This is a genomic window from Streptomyces sp. B93 (assembly GCF_018070565.1).
Lineage (GTDB): Bacteria > Actinomycetota > Actinomycetes > Streptomycetales > Streptomycetaceae > Streptomyces.
In genome coordinates this window covers 1-20515 of record NZ_JAGPXL010000039.1, presented here as the reverse complement: position 1 = coordinate 20515, position 20515 = coordinate 1, and the positions used below count along the sequence as shown (strand labels likewise).

The 20515-nt window shown below is 71.9% G+C and carries 16 protein-coding genes and 1 pseudogene; 5 read left to right on the top strand and 12 right to left on the bottom strand.

What is annotated here, in order from left to right:
• Positions 1-17 precede the first annotated feature (17 nt).
• The 6 genes from KBY47_RS28175 to KBY47_RS28150 all read right to left on the bottom strand — a co-directional run bounded on the left by KBY47_RS28175 (position 18) and on the right by KBY47_RS28150 (position 6570).
• Positions 18-860: a nitrilase-related carbon-nitrogen hydrolase gene (locus KBY47_RS28175; protein WP_210925826.1), complete on the bottom strand. Its 843-nt coding sequence runs from the start codon at positions 858-860 to the stop codon at positions 18-20.
• Between the two features lie 156 nt (positions 861-1016).
• A complete protein-coding gene (locus tag KBY47_RS28170) occupies positions 1017-2579 on the bottom strand; it encodes a PucR family transcriptional regulator (RefSeq protein WP_210925824.1) in 1563 nt (520 codons plus the stop codon).
• 34 nt (positions 2580-2613) lie between these two features.
• Positions 2614-3900, bottom strand: coding sequence for an aspartate aminotransferase family protein (locus KBY47_RS28165; protein ID WP_210925822.1), 1287 nt, complete (start codon positions 3898-3900; stop codon positions 2614-2616).
• A complete protein-coding gene (locus tag KBY47_RS28160) occupies positions 3897-4739 on the bottom strand; it encodes a nitrilase-related carbon-nitrogen hydrolase (protein WP_210925820.1) in 843 nt (280 codons plus the stop codon). The genes KBY47_RS28165 and KBY47_RS28160 overlap by 4 nt, the downstream gene beginning before the upstream one ends.
• A gap of 157 nt (positions 4740-4896) precedes the next feature.
• Positions 4897-6192 (bottom strand): hypothetical protein, encoded by a 1296-nt coding sequence (locus KBY47_RS28155; RefSeq protein WP_210925818.1) that lies wholly within the window; start codon positions 6190-6192, stop codon positions 4897-4899.
• Between the two features lie 99 nt (positions 6193-6291).
• On the bottom strand, positions 6292-6570 hold the full coding sequence (locus tag KBY47_RS28150) for a helix-turn-helix domain-containing protein (protein WP_210925816.1): 279 nt from the start codon (positions 6568-6570) through the stop codon (positions 6292-6294).
• A gap of 32 nt (positions 6571-6602) precedes the next feature.
• Here KBY47_RS28150 and map point away from each other — a divergent pair, with 32 nt between their 5' ends.
• Both map and KBY47_RS28140 read left to right on the top strand, forming a co-directional pair.
• On the top strand, positions 6603-7373 hold the full coding sequence (gene map / locus KBY47_RS28145; RefSeq protein ID WP_210925814.1) for a type I methionyl aminopeptidase: 771 nt from the start codon (positions 6603-6605) through the stop codon (positions 7371-7373).
• 500 nt (positions 7374-7873) lie between these two features.
• A complete protein-coding gene (locus KBY47_RS28140) occupies positions 7874-10450 on the top strand; it encodes an ATP-dependent Clp protease ATP-binding subunit (protein WP_210925812.1) in 2577 nt (858 codons plus the stop codon).
• A gap of 61 nt (positions 10451-10511) precedes the next feature.
• On the opposite strand, the gene ggt is transcribed toward KBY47_RS28140, so the two are convergent.
• Entirely contained in the window at positions 10512-12341 is a 1830-nt protein-coding gene (ggt, locus tag KBY47_RS28135) for a gamma-glutamyltransferase (protein WP_210925810.1), read from the bottom strand.
• Positions 12342-12515: 174 nt separating this feature from the next.
• Here ggt and KBY47_RS28130 point away from each other — a divergent pair, with 174 nt between their 5' ends.
• Positions 12516-13271, top strand: a complete 756-nt coding sequence (locus tag KBY47_RS28130) for a hypothetical protein (protein WP_210925808.1) — start codon at positions 12516-12518, stop codon at positions 13269-13271.
• Positions 13272-13618: 347 nt separating this feature from the next.
• On the opposite strand, the gene KBY47_RS28125 is transcribed toward KBY47_RS28130, so the two are convergent.
• Positions 13619-14362 carry an amino acid ABC transporter ATP-binding protein gene (locus tag KBY47_RS28125; protein WP_210925806.1) on the bottom strand — a complete coding sequence of 248 codons (744 nt, stop codon included), beginning with the start codon at positions 14360-14362 and terminating at the stop codon, positions 13619-13621.
• 146 nt (positions 14363-14508) lie between these two features.
• Positions 14509-14940, bottom strand: coding sequence for a DUF6278 family protein (locus KBY47_RS28120; protein ID WP_210925804.1), 432 nt, complete (start codon positions 14938-14940; stop codon positions 14509-14511).
• A 264-nt stretch (positions 14941-15204) separates the two neighbouring features.
• Here KBY47_RS28120 and KBY47_RS28115 point away from each other — a divergent pair, with 264 nt between their 5' ends.
• Positions 15205-16923 carry an SGNH/GDSL hydrolase family protein gene (locus KBY47_RS28115; RefSeq protein ID WP_210925898.1) on the top strand — a complete coding sequence of 573 codons (1719 nt, stop codon included), beginning with the start codon at positions 15205-15207 and terminating at the stop codon, positions 16921-16923.
• A 13-nt stretch (positions 16924-16936) separates the two neighbouring features.
• Here the strand turns inward: KBY47_RS28115 and KBY47_RS28110 are convergent, their stop codons facing one another.
• From KBY47_RS28110 to KBY47_RS28100, 3 genes are read right to left on the bottom strand one after another with little or no spacing between them, the layout of a single operon-like run.
• Positions 16937-17716 carry an exodeoxyribonuclease III gene (locus KBY47_RS28110; protein WP_210925802.1) on the bottom strand — a complete coding sequence of 260 codons (780 nt, stop codon included), beginning with the start codon at positions 17714-17716 and terminating at the stop codon, positions 16937-16939.
• A 53-nt stretch (positions 17717-17769) separates the two neighbouring features.
• A complete protein-coding gene (locus KBY47_RS28105) occupies positions 17770-18405 on the bottom strand; it encodes an MBL fold metallo-hydrolase (RefSeq protein ID WP_210925800.1) in 636 nt (211 codons plus the stop codon).
• Positions 18406-18445: 40 nt separating this feature from the next.
• The gene (locus KBY47_RS28100) at positions 18446-19780 is read right to left on the bottom strand and encodes an alpha/beta fold hydrolase (RefSeq protein WP_210925798.1); all 1335 of its coding nucleotides are present in this window, start codon (positions 19778-19780) and stop codon (positions 18446-18448) included.
• Positions 19781-20259: 479 nt separating this feature from the next.
• Here KBY47_RS28100 and KBY47_RS36780 point away from each other — a divergent pair.
• Positions 20260-20515 (top strand): annotated as a pseudogene (locus KBY47_RS36780) (hypothetical protein); the annotation flags it as partial.

Below are 20515 nucleotides of genomic sequence, written 5' to 3'. Positions count from 1 at the left end.
TGCCAGGGTCGGTACGGTCAGGGCGCGGTCAGCGGCCCGTAGGCGCCCGGCGCGCGGTCGCGGTAGAACTGCCAGCGGTCGCGGACCTCGCGCAGCTTGGCCATGTCGAGGTCACGGACCACCAGTTCGGTCTCCTTGTCGCTCGCCACCTCCCCGACGAACTGCGCCTCGGGATCGACGAAGTAGCTCGTCCCGTAGAAGTCGTTGTCGCCGTACTCCTCGACGCCCACCCGGTTGATGGCGCCGACGAAGTACTCGTTGGCGACGGCGGCGGCGGGCTGCTCCAGCTGCCACAGGTAGCCGGACAGTCCGCGCGAGGTCGCCGACGGGTTGAAGACGATCTCGGCGCCCGCCAGCCCCAGCGCCCGCCAGCCCTCGGGGAAGTGCCGGTCGTAGCAGATGTAGACGCCCACCTTCCCCACGGCGGTCTCGAAGACGGGCCAGCCGCTGTTGCCGGGCCGGAAGTAGAACTTCTCCCAGAACCCCTTCACCTGCGGGATGTGCGTCTTGCGGTACTTGCCGAGGTAGGAACCGTCCGCGTCGATCACGGCGGCGGTGTTGTACAGCACACCCGGCTGCTCCTCCTCGTACATGGGCAGCACCAGCACGATCCCCAACTCCCGCGCCAGCGCCTGGAACCGCTTCACGATCGGCCCGTCCGGGATCTGCTCGGCGTACTCGTAGAACGCCGGGTCCTGGACCTGGCAGAAGTAGGGCCCGTAGAACAACTCCTGGAAGCACAGCACTTGGGCGCCCTGCGCGGCCGCGTCCCGGGCCGCCCGCTCATGCACCTGGATCATCGACTCCTTGTCGCCGGTCCAGGCGGTCTGGAAGACGGCGGCGCGGATCACTCTGCTCATCGGGACCTCCGGTTGGCTCGGTGTGCGGTGAGCCTAGGAAGTCCGCAAGTCGTCGTTGAGGTGCACCGTGTCACGTCTGCGGCGCCGCCGCGTGCCACGGTGTCACGCCCTGCCTGCCCCATGTTTCACCGCCGTTTTCCCAGGTGGCCGCATGTTTCACCCCTGTTGCGCGTCATGCGCGAGGAGCGCGATGTGCACGGAGGCGGCCTGCTCGAAGTCATCGAGGTCCACCCCGAGCCGCTTCTGTATCGCCTCCAGCCGCCGGTACAGGGCGGGGCGCGAGACATGGTGCAGCTGGGCGGTGCGGGACTTGTTGCGCCCGGTGGCCAGATACGTCCGCAGCACCGACAGCAGGTCCTCGTCACCGGCGCACAGCAGCCCGTCCAGCTCCCGCTCGGCGAACGACTGCACCTGCGGATCGTCCCGCAACAGCCTGATCAGGCCCCGCAGGTGTACGTCCCTCAGCCGCACCACCACCGGCAGGTCGAGCGCGGCCGACGACCCGGCGACGGCCTCCGCGACATGCCGCGCCTCACGCAGCCCCGCGGGCACGTCGTCCCAGACGGTACGCGCGCCCGCCGCGGCCACCACCAGTTGCTCCGTCCCCGACTCCGACCGCAGCCGGGCGGCGAAGTGCGCGGCGAGCGCGTCGGCGTCCTGGTCCGGCGCCAGGCTCAGCAGCACCGCCGTGGTCCCGTCGGCCAACTCGGCCACCAGCCCCGGCAGCCCCAGCAGCCGCAGCACCCGGTCGAGCCGCCCGGCCTCCCCGTCCCGCACCACCAGCGGCACGAACGTCCGCCGGTTGACCGGCAGCCCGGCGGCACGCGCACGCGGCAGCAACTGCCGTGCCGGTACGACACCGGAGACCAGGTCGGTGAGCAGGCCCTGCGCGGACTGCTCCTCCCAGCTGTGCGCGAGGCCGCCCAGCATCCGGTGCAGCACCAGCGCCTCGGCGGCCCGGTCGGCGAGCAGCCGCCCGGTGGCGGTGTCCCCCCGGTACCCGCACAGCACGATCCGCCCCCACCGCTCCCCGCGCCCGCCCAGCTCGGCCCGGATCCACCCGGCGCCCTCACGGCCCCCGGCCTGCCGGGCGATGCGCTCCCAGTCCCGCAGCACGTCATCGACGGCCGACCGCTCCCCCGCGGTGGCGAGCACCCGGTGAGCCAGATTCGTCACGACGACAGGACACCCGCTGTGCTGCGCCACCTCGTCCAGCAGTCGCTGAAGCGGGGCCCCCGCCGTGATGAGCCCGGTCAGCGCGGTCCGCACCGCCTCCGACAGGCTGACGGCGGCGAACTTCCGCCGCACCAGCCGGGACTGCACCTCCTCGGTCAGCTCGGCGAACGGGAACGGCCGGTGCAGCACCACCATGGGCAGCCCGCACCGCTCGGCGGCCCGCCGCATCCCCTCCGGCGGCGTCCGGAAGGCCCGCCCGAGCCCCAGCACCACGGCGGCCGCCTCGGCCCGGTGCAGGGAGCGGATGTACTCGGCCTGCTTCTCCTCGTCCCCGGCGAGCAGCACGCCCGTGGTGAGCACCATCTCGCCGCCGCTGAGCATCACCCCGACATCGGCGGCCTCGGCGACATGCACCCAGCGCACCGCCCGGTCCAGCTGGTCCGCACCGGCCACCACCTCGGGCTCCCCGGCGAGCACCCGCTCAAGGCCGAGCACCTGCCGGACCGACAGGGCGGGTTGTGCTGTCCCGAGGTCGATGGTCATGACGCGCGACGTTCCCCTGCTCGGCCGGGTCCTGCTACTGGATGCTCCGCAGAGCGTCTTCGAGGATCGCGGCGCCCTCCTCGGCCTCCGCGACGGTCAGCGACATCGGCGGCGCGATCCGCAGCGCGCTGGTGCTGTGCCCGCCGCCCTTGCCGATGAGCAGCCCGCCCGCGCGGGCCGCCTCCAGCACCGCGGCGGCGGCCTCCGGGTCGGCCTCGTCGGTGCCCGGCCGCGCCAGCTCGATCCCGATCATCAGTCCGCGCCCGCGCACTTCCCGCACGGCCGGAACCTGCGCGCCCACGGCCCGCAGCCGCTCGATGAGCAGCCCGCCGACCCTCCGGGCGTTGCCCTGCAGATCGTGCTCCAGCAGATACGTCAGATTGGCCAGCCCCGCGGCCATGGTGATCTGCGTACCGCCGAAGGTCGAAATACTGTTGGCGTCCAGACAGTTCATGATCTCCGCGCGGGCGATGACACCCCCGACGGACATCCCGTTCCCGATGCCCTTGGCGAAGGTCACGATGTCCGGCGGCCCGTTGCGCCCGTGCGCCTGCCAGCCCCAGAAGTGCTCCCCGGTACGCCCCCACCCGGTCTGCACCTCGTCGGCGATCCACAGGATGCCCCGCTCGTGCAGCACCTCACGGAAGGCGGCGTAGAGCCCGTCCGGCGGCGCGGTGAACCCGCCTACCCCCTGCACGGGCTCGGCGATCAACGCGGCGGGCGGCCGGGTGTGCCCCAGCAGATCCCGCAGATCCTCCACGCAGGCAGCGATGAACTCCTCGTCGCCAAGCCCCGCGAAGGGTCCCCGCCCGCGCACACCCCCATGCACGTACAGCGTCTGAAGCGGCGACAGCGAGGTGGGCGACCAGCCACGGTTCCCGGTGATCCCCACGGTGCTGAAGGACCGCCCGTGGTAACTGTTCCTCATGGCCAGCACGGTGTTGCTGCGCCGATACGTCGTGGCCAGCAACAAGGCGGTGTCATTGGCCTCGGTCCCGGACGTCGTGAAGAACACCCGAGCATCGGGAATCCCACTCAACTGGGTGATGCGCTCGGCCAGATCGACCATGGGCCGGTTCAGGTAAAGAGTCGACGAATGAACAATCCGCCCGGCCTGATCGCTCACGGCCTTGGTGACCTCGGGCAGGGCATGAGCGGTCATCGTCGTCAGAATGCCCCCGAAGAAATCAAGGTACTTCCTCCCCTCGGCATCCCAGACGTACCGCCCCTCACCGTGGGTGATCTCGATCGGCTCGTCGTAGTACAGCGCGAGCCAGTCAGGCAGGACCTCCCGATGACGCCCGAGCAGATCCTTCGTCACGGCAGCACCAGCCCTTCGTACGCGTCGGGACGGCGGTCCCGGTAGAACGCCCACTGCCGCCGCACTTCGTCGATCACCCCGAAGTCGAGATCGCGGACGACGAGTTCCTCCGCCTCGTCACTCGCCACGTCCCCCACGAACTGCCCCCGGGGATCCACGAAGTACGACGTCCCGTAGAAGTCATTGTCCCCGTACTCCTCCACGCCGACCCGGTTGATGGCGGCGACGAAGTACTCGTTGGCGACGGCGGCGGCGGGCTGCTCCAGCCGCCACAGATGGGAGGAGAGCCCTCGATGGGTGGCGGACGGGTTGTAGACCAGCTGGGCCCCGTTCAGCCCGAGCTGCCGCCACCCTTCCGGAAAGTGCCGGTCGTAGCAGATATAGACCCCCACCTTCCCCACCCCGGTCTCAAAGACGGGCCACCCAAGATTCCCGGGCCGGAAGTAGAACTTCTCCCAGAACCCCTTCACCTGCGGAATGTGATGCTTCCGGTACTTCCCCAGATAGGAACCGTCGGCGTCGATCACAGCGGCGGTGTTGTAGTAGAACCCCGACTGCTCCACCTCGAACACCGGCACGACGATCACCATGCCGGTCTCCCGCGCCACGTCCCGCATCCGGCGCACCGTCGGCCCGTCGGGCACCGGCTCGGCCCACCGATAGTGCTCGGCGTCCTGCACCTGACAGAAGTACGGCGAGTTGAAGACTTCCTGGAACCCGATCACCTTGGCACCCTGCCGGGCCGCCTCGCGCGCGTGCTCCTCGTGTTTCGCCACCATGGACCCGGTGTCGCCGGTCCAGGTCGCCTGGACCAGAGCGGCACGTACGACGTTGGCCATGAGCTGCTCCTTCGACGGGACGTCAGAGCCTCTACGCCCGTAGACGCAGGTCGTAGAGGGATGAACGTATGCCTAGGAAACGCCCTTGCCAAGACCATCGTCGTTAACCCGCCGAGTCGGGCGTGTTTCACCCTCCCGGGGCGCGCGGCAGGTCCGGTCAGGCGGTCAGCCCGGCGACCCGCAGGGCATGCAGCACGTCCCAGTGCCGCTCCTCGGACACACTCCGGGCGGCCTCCAGCAACAACGGCACCAGGACCTGCGGCTCGGCCACGACACTCCGGGCGGCCTCCTCAGGTGTACGCATCCGGACATAGGCGTCCAACAGCGCACCGGCCTCCCGCCGCCGCCCGTCACCCACGAGCCCCAGCACGGCCACGCCGATCTCCTCGGCGGACCGCACGACCCCCTGCCGCAGAATCCGCTCCCCGTCCCCGCCCCGTCCCGCGGCGACGAGCGCGTCCGCGGCGGCGACCAGCCGGTCGGCGGGCAACGAGGCCGCCTCCCACAACAGGGTCGCCCAGTCCGCCCCCAGTCCGGCCCGCTCCAGCTCGACGGCGAGCAGCGGATAACGGACGGCGGGCCAGTAGGCGACCTCCACGAGCAACGCGTGCGCCTCCCCGCTCCGCCCTTCCCCCCGCAGCCGCACCAACGTCTCCACGGTCCCGACGATCTCCCGCCGCGCCCCCGCGTCCACGACCGCGTCAGGCCCGGGCCGCACCTCCACCGGTTCCTCGTCGACACCGGCGAACCGGGCCCCACGCGGCCCGCCACTCCCCCCACCGGAAGCAGCAACCTCCGGCACCGCGGCCACGGGAGCGGCCCCGGCCGCCTCCTCCTCCACGACTCCGGCGAACCGGGCACTCCCCCGCCGCCGCTTCCGCTGCTTGGGCACCACCGGAGCCGCGGCGGCCTGCTCACCAGGACTCTCACCGGACACGACAGGAGGACGAGCACGCAGCCGTTCGATCCGCCCACGCAGTTCGGCGCAGCGCGCGGTGGCCCGCTCATAGTCGTCCTGGGCCCAGGCCAGGTCGAGCCGCAGCGCCCGGTCCTCCTCCGGGTCGCTCACCGCGGCGAGCGACCGCCCCAGCCCGGCCAGCCGTTCGGCGGCGTACCGCTGCTCCCGGAGCATCACGTCGAGCCGGTCACCGATGGCGTCCCGCGCGCCAGGCAGGGCGTCAAGGTCGTCGAGCGCGGCGCCGTGCAGCACCCGAACCCGCTCCCGCTCCCTGGCGGCCACAGCACCGCCGTACTCATTGGCGAGGTCCTGCAGCAGGGCTTCCAGCACATCCCAGGGCGGCAGCTCATGTCCGTCCAGACAGGCCCGCATGCCCTCCGGGTCGCGCTGCCAGAAGACGGCGCACCACCCGGCCCGGGGATCCAGGCGCGTCAGAAGACCGTTCAGGTAGTCCGTGAACTCCCGCACCCGTCCCGGGAGCTGATCCACTGCCATCGCCCAACCCCCGCAAGACCGGAGCACTCCGGTCCCGTACACAACACCAACCGTGTTACAGGGCGACTACGGGCAGTTTTCGAAGTGAACGCGGCACCCTCAGAAACCGGACGAAGCACCGGTGACGTCCAGCCCCGCCAGCGCACACCGCCCGGCCAACTCGTCCATCGACAGCCCGAGGGCCCCGGCGAGCGCCGCGACGGTGAAGAAGGCCGGGGTCGGGGCCCGCCCGGTCTCGATCTTCCGCAGGGTCTCGGCGGAGATACCCGCCCGCGCCGCGACCTCGGCCATGCTCCGGGCGCCGCGGGCCTCGCGCAGCAGGCTCCCGAGCCGCTCGCCGCGCTCTCGTTCTTCCGGGGTGAGTGGGGTGCGTACCATGCCCCCATACTAATACCGGTATATTAATTGGCATGGTGGAACTCAAGACCAACACATCGATCGACGCGATGCACACGGCGGGCCAGGTCACGGGGGCGGCCCTGACCGCCGTACGCAAGGCCGCCGACGTGGGCGTATCCCTGCTGGAACTGGACGAGGTGGCCCGCGACGTACTGCGCGCGGCAGGCGCGACCTCCCCCTTCCTCGGCTATCGCCCCTCCTTCGCGCCCACGCCCTTCCCCGCCGTCATCTGCGCCTCCGTCAACGACGCCATCGTGCACGGCATCCCCACCACGTACCGGCTGCGCGACGGCGACCTCGTCTCCATCGACTGCGGTGCCGTGCTGGACGGCTGGGCGAGCGACTCCGCGATCAGCTTCACCGTCGGCCGGGCGCGCCCCGCGGACGTACGGCTGATCGAGACGGCCGAGCGCGCGCTGGCCGCGGGGATCGCCGCGGCGGTGGTCGGCAACCGCATCGGGGACATCGCACACGCGATCGGCACGGTGTGCCGGGGCGGGGGGTACGGCATTCCCGACGGGTTCGGCGGGCACGGCGTCGGGCGCCAGATGCACGAGGACCCGCCCGTACCCAACGAGGGACGACCGCGGCGGGGGCTGCCGCTCCGGCACGGGATGGTGCTCGCCATCGAGCCGATGCTGGTCGCCGGGGGCGGGGACGGGTACCACGCCGCGCCGGACGGATGGACGCTGCGAACGGATGACGGGTCCCGGGCGGCGCATGTCGAACACACGGTGGCGATCACGGACGGGGGACCGCGGGTACTGACGGCACGGGCGTGAGTCCCCGGGCGCCCCGACGCCGACGGGGCGCCCGGCATGGGTGCACGGCGCTACGGGGCACCTCCCCCAACCTCTTCGAACAGGGGGACCCCCAGCGCCCACCCGTGCCGCCCCGCGGCACGACTGCCCGCTGCCAAGCGAGCGACGAGGTGCAGTCGCCGTACGACGGAAGGGGACGTGTCGGGGGGTGTCCGCCCGCAGTGGTTCGCGCGGAAAACCCCGGTAAGGACCCAGTTGGCAGCCCGCGCGGTTCCGAGGACGGACACCCCCCGGCGCGGCCCCGACCCACCCCCGGCAGATGGCGCTACGCGCGCCACGCACCGGACGGACACAGGCCGCCGCAGGCACCCGCCCTCGCTGGACATGCCCACCGCGCCCGTTCGTGCGAAGGTGTAAATCGGGCCGGGCCCGGGCACCCGCGTCCGAACCGGCACGTCGATCAGCGAGGGCGTCCCGGGCGGTCCCACGGGCCACCGCAAGGACGCCCAGAACGGAAGGCCATGACCAGCGGCTTCGACGGTCCGCAGGGCTACGGCCCGGACCCCTTCGGTGAATTCCTCGCACGCTTCTTCGGCGGACCCCGCCCCCGCCAGATCGACATAGGCCGACTGCTCAGCCAGCCGGCCCGCGAACTGGTCCAGGGCGCCGCCCAGTACGCCGCCGAACACGGCAGCCGCGACCTCGACACCGAGCACCTGCTCCGCGCGGCGCTCGGCACCGAACCCACCCGCAGCCTCCTCAGCCGCGCAGGCGTCGCCGACCCCGACTCCCTCGCCTCGGAGATCGACGAACGCTCCGGTCCGGTCCAGTACCCGGAGGGCGAGGCCCCGCCCCCCACCTCCCTCTCCCTCACCCCGGCCGTCAAGCGCGCCCTCCTGGACGCCCACGACATGGCCAGGTCCAGCGGAGCCGGATACATCGGCCCGGAGCACGTCCTCAGCGCCCTCGCCGCCAACCCGGACTCCGCCGCCGGCCACATCCTCAACTCGGCCCGCTTCACCCCGGGCGGCCTCCCTCCCGACCCCCACGATCCCGCCCTGCGCGCCCAGCAGGGCCCAGGCACGGGCGGCCAAGCCCCCCGAGTCGGCCCCGAACAGCCCCGCCGCTCCGACACCCCCACCCTCGACAAGTACGGCCGCGACCTCACCGACATGGCCCGCCAGGGCCGTATCGACCCGGTCATCGGCCGCGACGAGGAGATCGAGCAAACGATCGAGGTCCTCTCCCGCCGAGGCAAGAACAACCCCGTCCTGATCGGCGACGCGGGCGTCGGCAAGACCGCCATCGTCGAGGGCCTCGCCCAACGCATCGCCGACGCCGACGTCCCGGACGTCCTCACCGGCCGCCGCGTCGTCGCCCTGGACCTCAGCGGCGTCGTCGCGGGCACCCGCTACCGCGGCGACTTCGAGGAACGCCTCAACAACATCGTCGGCGAGATCCGCGCCAACACCGACCGCCTGATCGTCTTCATCGACGAACTGCACACCGTGGTCGGCGCGGGCGGCGGCGGCGAAGGCGGCTCGATGGACGCGGGCAACATCCTCAAACCGGCGCTCTCCCGGGGCGAACTGCACATCGTGGGCGCCACGACCCTCGAGGAGTTCCGCAGGATCGAGAAGGACGCGGCCCTGGCCCGCCGCTTCCAGCCGATCCTCGTCCCGGAACCCACCACCGCCGACGCCATAGAGATCCTGCGCGGCCTGCGCGACCGCTACGAGGCGCACCACCAGGTCCGCTACACGGACGAGGCCCTCACGGCAGCCGTGGAACTCTCGGACCGCTACCTCACCGACCGCCGCCTCCCGGACAAGGCGATCGACCTGATCGACCAGGCGGGCGCCCGCGTCCGCCTCCGCGCGAAGACCAAGGGCACCGACGTACGGGCCATGGAACGCGAGGCGGACCAGCTCACCCGCGACAAGGACCAGGCGGTCGCGGACGAGCAGTACGAGGAGGCGATGCGCCTGCGCGACCGGATCACGGCCCTGAAGCAACGCATCGCCGACGCCAGCCACGACGGCGAGGCCGACGAGGGCCAGCACCTGGAGGTCACCGCGGAGGCGATCGCCGAGGTGGTGTCACGCCAGACCGGCATCCCGGTCAGCCGCCTCACCGAGGAGGAGAAGGACCGCCTCCTCAACCTCGAACAGCACCTCCACGAACGCGTCGTCGGCCAGGACGAGGCCGTCCGCGTCGTCTCCGACGCGATCATGCGTTCGCGCGCCGGCCTCGCCGACCCGCACCGCCCGATCGGCAGCTTCCTCTTCCTCGGCCCGACCGGCGTCGGCAAGACGGAACTCGCCCGCGCCCTCGCCGAAGCCCTGTTCGGCAGCGAGGACCGCATGGTCCGCCTGGACATGAGCGAGTACCAGGAGCGCCACACGGTCAGCCGACTGGTCGGCGCGCCCCCCGGCTACGTCGGCCACGAGGAGGCGGGCCAGCTCACCGAGGTGGTCCGCCGCCACCCGTACTCGCTCCTCCTCCTCGACGAGGTGGAGAAGGCGCACCCGGACGTCTTCAACATCCTCCTCCAGGTCCTCGACGACGGCCGTCTCACCGACTCCCAGGGCCGCACGGTGGACTTCACCAACACGGTCATCGTGATGACCAGCAACCTCGGCTCGGAGGCGATCACCCGACGCGGCGCGGGCATCGGCTTCGGTTCGGGCGGCGCCGACGCGGACGAGGAGGCCCGCCGCGAGCAGATCCTGCGCCCGCTGCGGGAGCACTTCCGCCCGGAGTTCCTGAACCGGATCGACGAGATCGTGGTCTTCCGCCAGCTCTCGCCGGACCAGCTGCACCGGATCACCCACCTCCTCCTGGAGGGCACCCGGCGCCTGCTGACCGCGCAGGGCATCACGGTCGAGTTCACGGACGCGGCGGTGGACTGGCTGTCCAAGGAGGGCTTCCAGCCGGAGTACGGCGCCCGCCCGCTGCGCCGCACGATCCAGCGCGAGGTGGACAACCGACTCTCACGCCTGCTCCTGGACGGCCGTCTCAAGGAGGGCGACCAGGTGACGGTGGACGCGGAGAACGGAAGCCTCACCTTCCACACCCCGGCGACCACCGCCCCCTAGACCCAAAGCTTGATCACGCCCGCACCTGATCACGGCCGCACCCGACCACGCCCGCACCTGATCACGGCCGCACCACCATCGCGGCCCCACCACCCCTCCGCACCGTCTCCGCGGCGGCCAGCCACTTCCCCCCACCGAGCCGCTGCACCCCGGTGGCCGCCCCGATCTCGGCACTGAGCCGGAAGGAATGCCCGATCCCCTCCAACTCCCCCCGCACCGCGCTCTCGTACAGCGCGCCCTCCAGATCGGTCACGGCCCCGTTGCGCTGACTGGCCCGGGGCGCGGCGATGGCGTCAACGAGCGGCAGCCCCCGGTCGAGGACCCCGGTGAGCGTCTGGATGACGGTGGTGATGATCGTCGCGCCCCCGGGCGACCCCACCGCGACCACCGGCCGCCGCTGCGCGTCCAGCACGATGGTCGGCGCCATCGACGACCTCGGCCGCTTCCCGGGCCCGGGCAGGTTGGGGTCGTGGACGGCCGGGTCGGCGGGGGCGAAGGAGAAGTCGGTCAGCTCGTTGTTGAGCAGGAAGCCCCGGCCGGGCACGGTGATGCCGCTGCCGCCGGTCTGTTCGATGGTGAGGGTGTAGGAGACGACGTTGCCCCACTTGTCGGCAACGGTCAGATGCGTGGTGCTCTCCCCCTCGTACGTGGTCGGCACCCCCGCACCCGCCACCCCGCACGCCCCGGGACTCCGCGGATCCCCGGGCGCGACCGGACTGCTCAGCACCGCGTCGTCCTTGATGAGACAGGCACGCGAGTCCGCGAACTCCTGCGACAACAGCCCTTCGGTGGGTACGTCCTCGAAGGCGGGGTCCCCGACCCAGCGCCCCCGGTCGGCGAAGGCGATCCGGCTGGCCTCGATGAACCGGTGCAGGTACTGCGCGTCGCCCAGCCGGGACAGATCAGTCCCTTCAAGGATGTTGAGCGCTTCCCCGACCGTCGTGCCACCGGACGACGAGGGAGCCATCGAGTAGACCCCGAACCCCCGGTACGAGGTCTTCGACGGCGCCTGGCTCCTGGCGCGATACGACGCGAGGTCGTCCACCGACAGCTCACCACCCCGAGCCCGCCACCCCGAACCGGGGTTCACCGGCGGCCGGTTCACGGTACGGACGATCTCCCGTCCCACCGCGCCCCGGTAGAACCGCTCGACGCCGCCCTTCGTCTTCCCCAACTCCCGGTAGGTCCGGGCAAGATCGGGGTTGCGGAACACCGACCCCACCACGGGCAGTTCCCCGCCGGGCAGGAACAGCTCGGCGGTGTCCGGGAAGTACCGGAACCGCGTCTCGTTGGCGGCGGTCTGGGACCGGAACGTCTCGTCGACGGTGAAGCCGTCCCGCGCGAGCCGTTCGGCGGGCTTGAGCAGCGTCCCCAGTCCCCGGCTGCCCCACTTGTCGAGCGCGGCCCGCCAGGTGGCGGGCGTCCCCGGCACCCCGACGGACAGCCCGCTGCTGACGGCCTCGGCGAAGGGGATGGGCCGCCCGTCCTCCAGGAAGAGGTCGGCGCCCGCGGCAAGCGGCGCGGTCTCCCGGCCGTCGATCGTGTGCACCGTACGGGTCGAGGCGTCGTAGTAGACGAAGTACCCGCCGCCGCCGATCCCGGCGGAGTAGGGCTCGGTGACGCCGAGCGCCGCGGCGGTGGCGACGGCCGCGTCGACGGCGTTGCCGCCCTTTCCGAGCACCTCGATCCCGGCGGCGGAGGCGTCCGCGTCGACGCTGGCGACGGCGCCTCCGTGGCCGACGGCCACCGGCGTCTTCTCAGGAGCGGGAACCGCACCCGACGCCGTACTCGACGTCGTACTCGGCGCCGTGGCCGCCGCCGAGCCCACCGTGGTGAGCACCGCGGCCGACACCGCCAGGACGGTCAGTTTCCGCATGACAGGGCGACGCATCCGCACCTCCAGTCAGGGGCCAGTGCGCGCAGCGTAGACCGGCGACCACACCCGCGTCAGGACCGCACCCCGCCCCCGCCCCTCAACTCCGGCCACCCGGACCCCCGATCCCCCGCCCCCCGGCCGCCCCCGCGTCGAACAACGGTTTGTCTCGACCCGCTACCATCCCCGGCCATGAATGACGACGTGCGCAACATCGTCCTCGGCGTGGTCGCGGCGGGCATCAGTGCCGCGCTGGGCTGGCTCGCCCGCACCTATCTGTACAAGCGGAAGCTCCGCCGCAAACAGGCCTTCTTCGGGCTGCCGGAGAACTCGGAGTCGCTGCTCGTCGTCAACCGTGACCCGGCCACCGCGGAACCGGCGGTGCACCGCTTCGACGTGTTCGCGCTGCTGGAACTCTCCGCGCTCATCAAGGACTGCGGCGCCCACGTCCAGGTGGTCACCCAGGACGCGAACCCTCAAGGCTTCGGCGAACGCACCGAGTTCTGTGTCGGCGGGCCGGGCTCCAACCGCCGTATGGTCGCCCACATGGCGGCGATGCTGCCGGGCATACGCGTCAACGTCGATCCCGAACCGGGCCCGGACCGGGGCGCCTTCCAGATCGGCACCGAGCGCTACCGCATGGAGCCGGGGATCACGGAGTACGTGCTGCTGGCCCGGCTGACGGCCGGTGACCGCCGGGAGACCCGGCCGGTGTTCCTGTTCTGCGGCCAGCGCGCGATCACCAACCAGGCCGCGACCCGCTATCTCGCCCGTCATCACGAGCGGCTGGCCCGCAAGCACGGCGGCAACTCGTTCGTCCTGCTGCTGAAGGTCGTCAACTCGCAGGCGTACGGCCCGGACGTGGTGGAGCTGGTCGCCGACGTGACCCGCACGGCGCAGACCCCCCTGCCCGCGCCCGCCCCCAAGAACTCCCACCGCGCCCAGTGAGGGGCGCCGGACCCCGGCCAACCCGTCCGGCGCGCGGCTGACCTTCTCCTCCGCGACGGGCCGACACCCCGTGGATGTCGGTTCCACCGCGCGAGCAGTGATCGGCGGCCGCGCCCGGCCGGGCCTGGCTCTGGGGCCTGTCCGGCGGATCATGCCGCAGACGCCGGGCTTGCCACGCCCATCTGCGCTTGCACCCCACCGCCGATTTCCTGCGACCTGATCCGCCGGACAGGCCCTAGGGGGTGAACGACACATCGTAGTCGAGGCCTTGGGCACCCCTCCTCCCCGGTTGCCCCGGCGCTTCACCGGTCTCAGCTTTCGAGAACCCCGTCTCAAGGGCCGGGGCCTCAGTGCTTGAGGATCTTGGACAGGAAGTCCCGGGCCCGGTCGCTGGCGGGGTTGGTGAAGAACTCGTCGGGGCTGCGGTCCTCGACGATCCGGCCGTCGGACATGAACACCACACGGTTGGCGGCGGAGCGGGCGAAGCCCATCTCATGAGTGACGACGACCATGGTCATGCCCTCGCTGGCGAGCTGCCGCATGACCTCGAGGACCTCGTTGATCATCTCCGGGTCGAGCGCCGAGGTGGGCTCGTCGAACAGCATGACCTTGGGCTCCATGGCGAGGGCGCGGGCGATGGCCACGCGCTGCTGCTGGCCGCCGGAGAGCTGCGCCGGGTACTTGTCCGCCTGGTCGGCGAGCCCGACCCGGTCGAGCAGCTGACGGGAGCGTTTGTCGGCGTCCTCCTTCTTGCGTTTGCGGACCTTGACCTGGCCGAGTGAGACGTTCTGGAGGACGGTCTTGTGGGCGAAGAGGTTGAAGGACTGGAAGACCATTCCGACGTCGGCGCGGAGCGCGGCGAGGGCCTTGCCCTCCTCCGGGAGCGGACGCCCGTCCAGCAGGATCGCGCCGGAGTGGATGGGCTCCAGCCGGTTGATCGCCCGGCACAGCGTCGACTTCCCCGACCCCGAGGGGCCGATGACCACGACCACCTCCCCCTTTCCGACGGTGAGCTGGACGTCCTGGAGGACATGCAGATCGCCGAAGTACTTGTTGACGTCACGCAGCTCGATCAATGGATCGACGGCCATGCTCAGCCCTACTCACTTTCAGCTGTCTCGCGTGGGTCGCGGTCGCCGCAAACTAACCAGACGCGACAGGCGCCGATGCGCGACACGCACCTTCCGGGCATAAGCCGTATTTACGCCGTATTTACCCCATCCCCCGCTCGACGGTCTCAGGCCTCCGCGATCTCCGCGTACAGCTGCGACAGCTCGGGCACCCCGTTGGCGGCCCACTCGTGCCCGACGGTCACCACGTCGAACTCCCGCCCGGAGGCCAGTCGGACGACGGGCCCGGTCGTCCAGATGTCCCAGGTGGCACCCGGCACCGTACGCACGATCACCGTGCCGAGATAGAGCCCGGCGTCGTTGCCGAGCCAGGGCAGGATCTCCTCGTCGTCGCGCCAGCGCGGCAGCAGCTGGTCGAGCGCCTCCAGCGAGGCCACCGAGTCGTCGAGCCGGACGCCCACCCGGGACGCCTGCGACCGCAGCAACTCGCATTCGGACAGCAGCTCGGCGATCCCCTCGGGGTCGGGCGTGCCACCGCCCGCCGTCAGGAGCGCGGCGGCCCGTTTCTTCCGTCGGCCGCCCAGGAAAGGGATGTTCATACGGACAGCCTGGCATTCGCACCGGCGTGCGCACCACAGGCGCGCGGACCGCAGCGTGCGGGGGGTTTCCCGGCCCGTTCACGCATGGCTCGTTGACCTGCGCCGATCACCTCCCTAGCTTCGCGGTGACTCATCCCCGGCCGTCAGGTCACTCGTCCCCCAGCACTCACAGGACTCGGGAGTATCGGTTTGCTGCACCGGCGTCTCGGAGTCCCCGGAACCCCGCGCGGTCTCGGGGGCCTCATCCTCGTCCTCGCCCTGTTCATGGCCCTGGTGCCGGGCGGCGGCACCGGCGCGACCGCCGAGTCGGCGCTCGGGCCGGTGCCGCTGGAGCGGCTCTACGACAACACCGCCGTCAGCGACGACAGCAGCCCCGAGCAGGCCGACTTCGACGGCCTCGGGTCCTCCCTGTCCGCCCAGGACCTCACCGCCGCGGGCTGGACGCCGGGCGGCACGATCACCGTGCGGGGCGCGCGGCTGACCTGGCCGGACAGCGGCGCGGGCCGACCCGACAACGTACGCGCCGCCGGGCAGAGCGCCTGGCTCGGCGGCGCCTCGGGGGACGCGCTCGCCTTCCTGGTCGCGGGCACGGACGGCGCCGACGTCAGCGGCTCGGGCACGGTCTCGTACGCGGACGGCTCCCTGTCCTCGTACCGGCTGACCGCTCCCGACTGGCGCACGGGGCCGCTCGCGACCAAGGCGGTCGCGCTGCCGCACATCAACACGCCCGGGGGGCAGCGCGCCGAGAAGGCCCGGCTGTACGTGGTGACGATCCCGGTCGCGCCGGACCGCCAGGTGCTCTCGGTGCGGCTGCCGCACGCGCCCGGACTGCATGTGTTCTCGCTGGCGGTGCGCGCGGCCACCGCGGGCTGGACGGGGAGCTGGGCGGCGGCGACCTCGGGGTACCAGGCCGTGGGCCCGTGGACCGACCGCACGCTGCGGCTGGTGGTGCACACCTCGGCGGGCGGGCCGCGGGTGCGGCTGCGGTTCGACAACACCTTCGCGGCGGCGCCGGTGCGGATCGGCGCCGCGAGCGTGGCGGTACGGGACAGCGGCGCGGCGGCGCGCGGGACGCCGGTGCCGGTGACCTTCGCGGGCTCCCCGGGTGCCACGGTCCCGGCCGGGGCGCAGACGTACAGCGATCCGCTCGCCTTCCAGGTGCCCGCGGACGCCGATCTGCTGGTCAGCTTCCATCTGCCCGGCACGGTGACGGCGGCGCCGACGCACCGGCTCGCGGTGCAGACGTCGTACGTCAGCGAGCCGGGCGACCACACGGCGGACGGCTCGGCGGCCGGGTACCCGTCGACGATCACCAACTGGCCGCTGCTCACCGGGGTCGACGTGGGCGGCGGGCCGGGGACGGTGGTGACGCTGGGCGACTCGATCACCGACGGTGACCGGTCCACCGTGGGCGGCAACCGGCGCTGGCCCGACGTCCTGGCCGACCGGCTGCGCGCCCAGAGCACCGTCCCGCACTACGGCGTGCTCAACCAGGGCGTCTCCGCGAACCGGGTCCTCGGCGACCGCTACCCCGGCGACGGCGTGTCCAAGGAGACGGGCGGCGTGAGCGCGCTGAACCGCCTCGACCGGGATGTGCTGGCGCAGACGTCGGTGCGTACGGCGGTGGTGTTCGAGGGCATCAACGATCTGCTGTCGGGCTCCTCGGCGGACGAGGTCGCGGCCGGGCTCCGCCAGATCGCCGACCGGGCACACGCGTGGGGGCTGCGGGTGCCGGTGGCGACGCTGGTGCCGTGCGGCGGTCTCGCCGGGTGCACGGCGGCGGTGGAGGCCGAGCGGACCGCGCTGAACGACTGGATCCGGGCCAGCTCGGTGTTCGACGGGGTGCTCGACTTCGACGCGGCGTTGCGCGACCCGGCGCAGCCGGGCCGGATGCTCCCGGAGTACGACAGCGGCGACCATCTGCATCCGGGCGACGCGGGTCTCGCGGCGCTGGCCGAGTCGGTGGACCTGACGCTCCTGTGAGGCGGGCCCGGCTCTACACCTCCAGGTCCACCACCACCGGCGCGTGGTCCGAGGCGCCCTTGCCCTTGCGCTCCTCGCGGTCGACGTAGGCGTCCTTGACGGCCTCGCCGAACGCCTTGTTGCCGTAGACCAGGTCGATGCGCATGCCGCGGTTCTTGGGGAAGCAGAGCTGGCGGTAGTCCCAGTACGTGAACGGGTGGTCGTACTTCAGGGGGCGCGGAACGACGTCGCTGAGGCCGGTCTCGCGCAGGGCGGCCAGCGCGGCGCGCTCGGCGGGGGTGACATGGGTGCTGCCCTCGAAGGCGGCCGGGTCGAAGACGTCGTCGTCGGTCGGGGCCACGTTGTAGTCACCCAGGACGGCGAAGGGGCGGCTGCCGCCCGCGTCACCGGCGACCGCAGCCTTCAGGGCCTCGAACCACTGGAGCTTGTAGGCGTAGTGCGGGTGCTCCACCTCGCGGCCGTTGGGCACGTACACCGACCAGACGCGGACCGGTCCGCAGGTGGCGGAGATGGCGCGGGGCTCCACCGAGCCGTCGTAGCCGGGGTCGCCGGGCAGGCCCTTGACGACGTCGGCGAGGCCGACGCGGGAGAGCACCGCGACGCCGTTCCACCGCCCGGTGGCGTGTACGGCGGCCTCGTAGCCGATTTCGCGCAGTTGCTCGGTCGGGAACTGGTCCTCGGCGACCTTGGCCTCCTGGAGGCAGAGCACGTCGGTGCCGCTGCTCTCCAGCCAGGCCAGGAGCCTCGGCAGGCGGGCGGTGATCGAGTTCACGTTCCAGGTCGCGATGCGCATGTCCCACAACCTACCCGGCGGGTCCGACAACGCCGCCCCGCCGGGGCTGGCCGTCAGACCTCCGCGGTGCCGCCCGGGGCCAGCCGCTGGTGGTCGGCGCCGCCGAGGGCGCCGATCTGGCGGTCGTAGACCGGGCGGGCGAGGTCGGTGAGCAGGGCGTCGTGGATGTCGTAGGCGCGCCGCGGCCTGACCTCGCGGACGTAGTCGATGACCTCGGAGATCTTGTTCCAGGGGGCCATCACCGGCAGCATCAGCGTCTCCACCGGGTGGTCGGGGACGGTCAGCGCGTCGCCGGGGTGGAAGACCTTGCCGCCGTCGACGAGGTAGCCGACGTTGGTGACGCGCGGGATGTCGGGGTGGATGACGGCGTGCAGCTCGCCGTGGACCTGGACGTCGAAGCCCGCGGCGGTGAACGTGTCGCCGTGGCCGACGGTGTGCACCCGGCCCGGGAACGCCGCCGCGACCTTCTCGGCCACCGATTTCAGCGTCCAGATCTCGGCGGCCGGGTTGGCCTCCAGGGCGGCGCGCAGCCGTGCCTCGTCGAAGTGGTCGGGGTGCTCGTGGGTGACGAGGACGGCGTCCGCGCCCACCGCGGCGTCCTCCTCGGTGAACATGCCCGGGTCGAGGACGAGCGTCCGGCCGTCCTTCTCCAGGCGGACACAGGCGTGCGACATCTTCGTGAGCTTCATGGCTCCATCCTGCCCCGGGCGGCCGTGGGGTTCGCGGCGCTCACTCCTGCGGCGTGGTCTCCTCCCGGACGACCTGCTGTGCCACCCGGAACGCGCTGCTCGCCGCCGGTACGCCGCAGTAGACGGCTGTCTGGAGGAGGACCTCCTTGATCTCGGCCGGGGTGAGGCCGTTGCGCAGGGCGGCGCGGACATGGGCGGCGAGATCGTCGAGGTGGCCGCCCGCGACCAGCGCGGTGAGGGCGATGCAGCTGCGGGTGCGCCGGTCGAGGCCGGGCCGGTCCCAGATCTCGCCCCAGGTGTAGCGGGTCAGCAACTCCTGGAAGTCCCCGGAGAAGTCGTCGGCCTGCGCGAGCACCCGGTCCACGTGCGCGTCGCCGAGCACCTCGCGGCGCACCTTGGTCCCGGCGTCGTACGGGTCGGGCCGTCCGGTGGGCTGCGGCTGGGCCTCGGCGGGCGGGGCGATCTCGGCGATGGGCCCGCTCTGCGGGGGCTGCACGGCCTGTGGGGTGCCCGGGTGCTGCTGGGGCGGGACGAAGACGGGCTGGCCGGGGGCGGCCGGGAGGACGGTCTGGCCGGTGGCCGAGTCGTACGCGGGCTGCCAGGCCGTGGAGAAGTGGTGGACCAGCAGATCCGTGACCGCGGCGGGCTGTTCGACCGGCACCAGGTGCGAGGCGCCGGGCACGACGGCGAGCCGGGCGTCCGGGATCCCGGCGACCAGGGTGCGGGCCTCGGCGGGCCCGGTGACCTGGTCCTCCGACCCCACCAGCACCAGCGTGGGCACCCCGATCCCGGCCAGCTCCCGCCGTACGTCGAAGGCGGCCAGCGCCTCGCAGGCGGCGATGTAGCAGCCGGGGTCGGTGGTGCGCACCATCTGCACCGCCCACTCGGTGATCGCGGGCTGGGCGGCGGCGAACCCGGAGGTAAACCAACGGTCGGGCGCGGTACGGGCGATGGGGTCGAGCCCGTTGGTCCGGACGATCACCCCGCGCTGGCGGAACTCGTCGGCCGAGCCGAACCGCGGCGAGGCCGCGATCAGCACCAGCGAGGCGAGCCGCTCGGGGTGCCTGAGCGCCAGTTCCATGCCGACCGCGCCGCCGAGCGCGCAGCCCGCGTAGCCGAAACGCTGCACGCCCAGCGCGTCGAGGGTGGCGAGCAGCCGGGCGGTGAGGTCGCCGACCGCGTCCGTGGGGTACGCCGGCGCGCCGCCGTGTCCCGGCAGGTCGTACCGGAAGACCCGCCACTGCTCGGCCAGTTCGGGCACCTGTCGGTCCCACATGTGCCATGTGGTACCCAGTGAGGGACCCAGGATCAGAACAGGTGCGTCTTCTGGCCCGTCAAAGCGGTATTGCAGGGTGTTCGGTGGTGTCTCACTCACGCCCCAGACCCTCTCACGTATCACGAACGCCCTTGTAACGCGGGGGTGTGGGCAACCGGTCCGACCAGGTCGAAGACCTCGAGGGCTGCGTAGCCTCTGAGGCATCGGACGATCTCACGTCGGGTCTTGCAGGGCGGCGTTGGCCGGGTGGTCTCCGCCCTAGTCGAGCCGACGGGTGCTCCGACAGCCCGGACGAATACTCGACCGCTGGAGGAGATGGGTGGTACGGGAGCGGGCATGCCTTTCACAGGCACCGACGGGCGCACGGCATGCCGAGGACGGCCGCAGACCAGCGGCTGATCCGGACAGCGGCGTGCGGGTAGGGACGACTATGAGCGGTTCGGGATCTGGTCGCCATCCTCTGCGCGATCCGAATTCCGGATCCGGTCCATCCACGCGGTGGATGGACCAGGCGCTCCTCCATTCCTGGGTTCAGCGACGACATGCGACGAGTTGCATGACTTCCCATCACAAGTGGTTTGGCCTACATCGACTTCTCCGCGCTGCTGGCGGACCATTTCAACCGGCAGCTCCGCCGGGGCGCGGGGGTGACGCACTCGGATTACAGCCTGCTAGCCCACCTGTCCGCGGCCCACGACCGCGCACTGACCATGTCCTCCTCGAACAGCGTCGAGGCCCACAAGTGGGGGTCGCCCGCGAGCCGTTGCCGGCAATACGGCGGGGAACGCCCTCCGCGGCACGGGCCCTGGACACGGCAGCCCCGCAACGCCGAGG

Bases quoted from the DNA above. Each gene is read 5' to 3' on its own strand.
- KBY47_RS28130 (WP_210925808.1), top strand. From the start codon at position 12,516: ATGAATGACGACGTGCGCAACATCGTCCTCGGCGTGGTCGCGGCGGGC.
- KBY47_RS28110 (WP_210925802.1), bottom strand. From the start codon at position 17,716: ATGCGCATCGCGACCTGGAACGTGAACTCGATCACCGCCCGCCTGCCG.
- KBY47_RS28105 (WP_210925800.1), bottom strand. From the start codon at position 18,405: ATGAAGCTCACGAAGATGTCGCACGCCTGTGTCCGCCTGGAGAAGGAC.
- KBY47_RS28155 (WP_210925818.1), bottom strand. From the start codon at position 6,192: ATGGCAGTGGATCAGCTCCCGGGACGGGTGCGGGAGTTCACGGACTAC.
- map (WP_210925814.1), top strand. From the start codon at position 6,603: ATGGTGGAACTCAAGACCAACACATCGATCGACGCGATGCACACGGCG.
- KBY47_RS28115 (WP_210925898.1), top strand. From the start codon at position 15,205: ATGGCCCTGGTGCCGGGCGGCGGCACCGGCGCGACCGCCGAGTCGGCG.
- KBY47_RS28120 (WP_210925804.1), bottom strand. From the start codon at position 14,940: ATGAACATCCCTTTCCTGGGCGGCCGACGGAAGAAACGGGCCGCCGCG.
- KBY47_RS28150 (WP_210925816.1), bottom strand. From the start codon at position 6,570: ATGGTACGCACCCCACTCACCCCGGAAGAACGAGAGCGCGGCGAGCGG.
- KBY47_RS28140 (WP_210925812.1), top strand. From the start codon at position 7,874: ATGACCAGCGGCTTCGACGGTCCGCAGGGCTACGGCCCGGACCCCTTC.
- ggt (WP_210925810.1), bottom strand. From the start codon at position 12,341: ATGCGTCGCCCTGTCATGCGGAAACTGACCGTCCTGGCGGTGTCGGCC.
- KBY47_RS28175 (WP_210925826.1), bottom strand. From the start codon at position 860: ATGAGCAGAGTGATCCGCGCCGCCGTCTTCCAGACCGCCTGGACCGGC.
- KBY47_RS28125 (WP_210925806.1), bottom strand. From the start codon at position 14,362: ATGGCCGTCGATCCATTGATCGAGCTGCGTGACGTCAACAAGTACTTC.
- KBY47_RS28160 (WP_210925820.1), bottom strand. From the start codon at position 4,739: ATGGCCAACGTCGTACGTGCCGCTCTGGTCCAGGCGACCTGGACCGGC.
- KBY47_RS28170 (WP_210925824.1), bottom strand. From the start codon at position 2,579: ATGACCATCGACCTCGGGACAGCACAACCCGCCCTGTCGGTCCGGCAG.